We start from the raw sequence: 4,536 nt of genomic DNA on the forward strand, positions 1-4,536 counted from the left end.
GTACATCGGCTTCCTGCGCTACTCGGTGCCGGGCGTGGGTCTGATCTCGCCGCCGCCGCACCACGACATCTACTCGATCGAGGATCTGGCGCAGCTGATCCACGACCTGAAGAACGTGAACCACCGCGCCGACATCAGCGTGAAGCTGGTGTCCGAGGTGGGCGTGGGCACGATCGCCGCCGGCGTGGCCAAGGCCAAGGCCGACCACGTGGTGATCGCCGGCCACGACGGCGGCACCGGCGCCTCGCCGTGGAGCTCGATCAAGCACGCCGGCACGCCCTGGGAGCTGGGCCTGGCCGAGACCCAGCAGACGCTGGTGCTCAACCGCCTGCGCAGCCGCATCCGCGTGCAGGCCGATGGCCAGATGAAGACCGGCCGCGACGTGGTGATTGGCGCGCTGCTCGGCGCCGACGAGTTCGGCTTCGCCACCGCGCCGCTGGTGGCCGAGGGCTGCATCATGATGCGCAAGTGCCACCTGAACACCTGCCCGGTGGGTGTGGCCACGCAGGATCCGGTGCTGCGCGCCAAGTTCGCCGGCAAGCCCGAGCACGTCCTCAACTATTTCTTCTTCGTCGCCGAGGAAGCGCGCCAGATCATGGCGCAACTGGGCATCCGCAAGTTCGACGACCTGGTCGGCCGCAGCGACCTGCTCGACATGAAGAAGGGCATCGCCCACTGGAAGGCGCGCGGCCTGGACTTCAGCCGCGTGTTCCACCAGCCGGCCGCACCGGCCGAGGTGCCGCGCCGCCATGTCGAGACGCAGGACCACGGCCTGGACCGTGCGCTCGACCAGCGCCTGATCGAGAAGGCCAAGGCAGCGCTCGAGCGCGGCGAGAAGGTGCAGTTCCTCGAGGATGCGCGCAACGTCAACCGCACGGTGGGCGCGATGCTCTCGGGCGAGCTGATCCGCCGTCATCCCGAAGGCCTGCCCGACCAGACCGTCTTCATTCAGATGGAAGGCACGGGCGGCCAGAGCTTTGGCGCCTTCCTCGCCAAGGGCATCACCATCTACCTGATCGGCGACGCCAACGACTACACCGGCAAGGGCCTGTCGGGCGGGCGCATCGCGATCCGCCCGAGCATCGAGTTCCGCGGGGACGCCACCAGCAACATCATCGTCGGCAACACGGTGCTGTACGGCGCCACCAGTGGCGAGGCCTTCTTCCGCGGCGTGGCCGGCGAGCGCTTCGCGGTGCGCCTGTCGGGTGCCACGGCAGTGGTGGAGGGTACCGGTGACCACGGCTGCGAGTACATGACCGGCGGCACGGTGGTGGTGCTCGGCAAGACGGGCCGCAACTTCGCCGCTGGCATGAGCGGCGGCATCGCCTACGTCTACGACGAGGACGGCCTCTTCGCCAAGCGCTGCAACCCCTCGATGGTGGCGCTGGAGAAGGTGCTGACCAAGACCGAGCAGGAGGCCAGTGTCGACCGTTCGATCTGGCACCGCGGCGAGACCGACGAGGTGCAGTTGCGCAAGCTGATCGAGGACCACCACAAGTGGACGGGCAGCCTGCGCGCCCGCCACATCCTCGACCACTGGGCAGAGTCGCGCGCCAAGTTCGTCAAGGTGTTCCCGCACGAGTACAAGCGCGCACTCGGCGAGATCCACGCGGCCAAGGAAGCCGGCGACGTCGTCGCCAAGGCCAAGGGCAGCGACAAGAAGTCCAAGGCCGTCCCGGCGAAGTAAGAGGCGAGAACGATCATGGGAAAAGTCACCGGCTTCATGGAATTCGAGCGTCTCGAGGAGGGCTACGCGCCCGTGCCCGAGCGCCTGAAGCACTACAAGGAATTCGTCATCGGCCTGAAGGCCGACGAGGCGAAGGTCCAGGGCGCGCGCTGCATGGACTGCGGCACGCCGTTCTGCAACAACGGCTGCCCGGTCAACAACATCATTCCGGACTTCAACGACCTGGTGTACCGGGGTGAATGGAAGAACGCCTTCGCGGTGCTCGATTCCACCAACAACTTCCCCGAGTTCACCGGCCGCATCTGCCCGGCGCCCTGCGAGGCGGCCTGCACGCTCAACGTCAACGACGACGCCGTGGGCATCAAGAGCATTGAGCATGCGATCATCGACCGCGCCTGGGCCGAGGGCTGGGTGGTGCCGCGCAAGCCCATCGCCAAGACCGGCAGGAAGGTCGCGGTGGTCGGTTCCGGCCCGGCCGGCCTGGCGGCTGCGCAGCAACTCGCGCGCGCCGGCCACGACGTGACGGTGTTCGAGAAAAACGACGCCCCGGGCGGATTGCTGCGCTACGGCATCCCCGACTTCAAGATGGAGAAGTCGCATATCGACCGCCGCATCGATCAGATGAAGGCCGAGGGTGTGAGCTTCCGCACCAACACGATGGTCGGCCACCTGCCCGAGGGCAGCAAGGTCACCAACTGGGCCAAGGAAATCGTCTCGCCCGAGCAGCTCAAGGCCGAGTTCGACGCGGTGCTGCTGGCCGGCGGCGCCGAGCAGTCGCGCGACCTGCCGGTGCCCGGCCGCGACCTCGACGGCGTGCACTTCGCGATGGAGTTCCTGCCGCAGCAGAACAAGGTCAACGGTGGCGGCAAGGTCAAGGGCCAGATCATGGCCACCGGCAAGCACGTCGTCGTGATCGGCGGCGGCGACACCGGCTCCGACTGCGTAGGCACCAGCAACCGCCATGGCGCGAAGAGCGTCACCCAGTTCGAGCTGCTGCCGATGCCGCCCGAGCACGAGAACAAGCCGCTGGTGTGGCCGTACTGGCCGATCAAGCTGCGCACCTCGTCGAGCCACGAGGAGGGCTGCGATCGCGAGTTCGCCATCGCCACCAAGGAGTTCATCGGCGAGAAGGGCAAGGTCACCGCGCTGAAGTCGGTGCGTGTCGAGTGGCAGGGCGGCAAGATGACCGAGGTGCCGGGCAGCGAGAAGATCATCCCGGCCGACCTGGTGCTGCTGGCGATGGGCTTCGTCAGCCCGGTGGCCACGGTGCTCGATGCCTTCGGCGTCGACAAGGACGCGCGCGGCAACGCCCGGGCCGGCACCGACGCCAGCGCCGGCTACAAGACCAACGTCGACAAGGTCTTCGCCGCCGGCGACATGCGCCGCGGCCAGTCACTGGTGGTGTGGGCGATCCGCGAGGGCCGCCAGGCCGCGCGCGCGGTCGACCAGTACCTGATGGGCCGCAGCGACCTGCCGCGCTGAAGCCGGCCTGCGGGCGCAGCGTGATGGATCCGTCACGCCGCGCGCCGCGCTGGTGAGCAGTTGTTTCGCCACGCCGGCGGCGGGGTGGGATTCCGAGGGGCTTGGGCTACCATCCCCCCGATTCAAGGGATCCGCCCGCCACCTTCATGTCGCATTCGTTCGCCAGCAGTCTCGACGCCCTCAGCGGCTGGAGGCGCTCGCTCGTGAGCCGCCTCGACGAGGTCGGCCGATTCCTCGCCGATCACGACCTGTCCGACGGCGCCGTGCAGGCCCAGCTCGACAGCCTGCGCGAGCAACTCGGCCAGCAGAAGCTGGTGGTCGCTTTCGTCGCCGAGTTCTCGCGCGGCAAGTCGGAGCTGATCAACGCGATCTTCTTCGCCGATGCCGGCCGCCGCATCCTGCCGGCCACGCCGGGGCGCACCACGATGTGCCCGGTCGAGCTGGCCTGGGACGCCGACGAAGCGCCCTCGCTGTCGCTGCTGCCCATCGAGACGCGCCTGACCGGCCAGTCGCTCGGCGAGCTGCGCACGCTGCCCAAGGCCTGGAAGCTGTTCAAGCTCGACGTCGGCAACCCGGAGAAGCTGGCCGAGTCGCTGCGCGAGGTGATGCGCACCTCCTGGGTCACGAAGGACCAGGCTCGCGAGCTGGGCTTCTGGAACGACGAGACGCCCGACGAGAACCCGCCGCTGGACGACGCCGGCCGCGTCGAGGTGCCGGCCTGGCGCCATGCGCTGATCAACTACCCGCATCCGCTGCTCAAGCAAGGCTTGGTGGTGCTCGACACTCCGGGCCTCAACGCCATCGGCGCCGAGCCCGAGCTGACGCTCAGCCTGCTGCCGACGGCCCACGCCACGGTCTTCATCCTCGGCGCCGACACCGGCGTCACGAAGTCCGACCTGGCGATCTGGCGCGATCACCTCAGTGGCGACGCGCTGTCCCGCTTCGTGGTGCTCAACAAGATCGACGCGATGATCGATCCGCTGGCCACGGCCGAGCAGGTGCGCGAGCAGATCGAGCGCCAGCGCACCGAGACCGCGCGCACGCTGGGCGTGCCGGCCGAGCGCGTCTATCCGCTGTCGGCCCGCCAGGCGCTGGCCGCGCGCGTCGACGGCGACGGTGGCGCCCTGGAGCAGAGCCGCCTGCCGGCGCTGGAGACAGCGCTCGGCGGGGAACTGATGCCGCAGCGCCGCGCGCTGCTCGAGCGGGTGGTGCTCGATGCCGCCGGCCAGATCGAGATGCACGTGGCGCGGCGTCTGAACGACAACCGCCGCCAGTTGGCCGAGCAGACGCTCGAGCTGCGCGGCCTGCGCGGCTAGAGCGGCGCCAAGCTGCATATGTTGCTGCAGCGCGTGGACGCGGAGACGGCC

At 68.9% G+C, this 4,536-nt stretch carries 3 protein-coding genes; all 3 read left to right on the forward strand.

Annotation, left to right across the window (positions count from 1 at the left end; translation table 11 throughout):
• On the forward strand, nt 1-1,687 hold a 1,687-nt coding region (locus AB7U92_RS22330), incomplete at its 5' end, for a glutamate synthase-related protein (RefSeq protein WP_428582231.1).
• Nucleotides 1,688-1,702: 15 nt separating this feature from the next.
• Entirely contained in the window at nt 1,703-3,169 is a 1,467-nt protein-coding gene (locus AB7U92_RS22335) for a glutamate synthase subunit beta (RefSeq protein ID WP_428582233.1), read from the forward strand.
• A 203-nt stretch (nt 3,170-3,372) separates the two neighbouring features.
• Nucleotides 3,373-4,485: a dynamin family protein gene (locus tag AB7U92_RS22340; RefSeq protein ID WP_428582235.1), complete on the forward strand. Its 1,113-nt coding sequence runs from the start codon at nt 3,373-3,375 to the stop codon at nt 4,483-4,485.
• The last annotated feature ends 51 nt before the right edge of the window (nt 4,486-4,536 follow it).

The organism is Piscinibacter sp. (assembly GCF_050175855.1).
In the GTDB taxonomy this organism is placed as follows: Bacteria; Pseudomonadota; Gammaproteobacteria; order Burkholderiales; family Burkholderiaceae_C; genus Piscinibacter.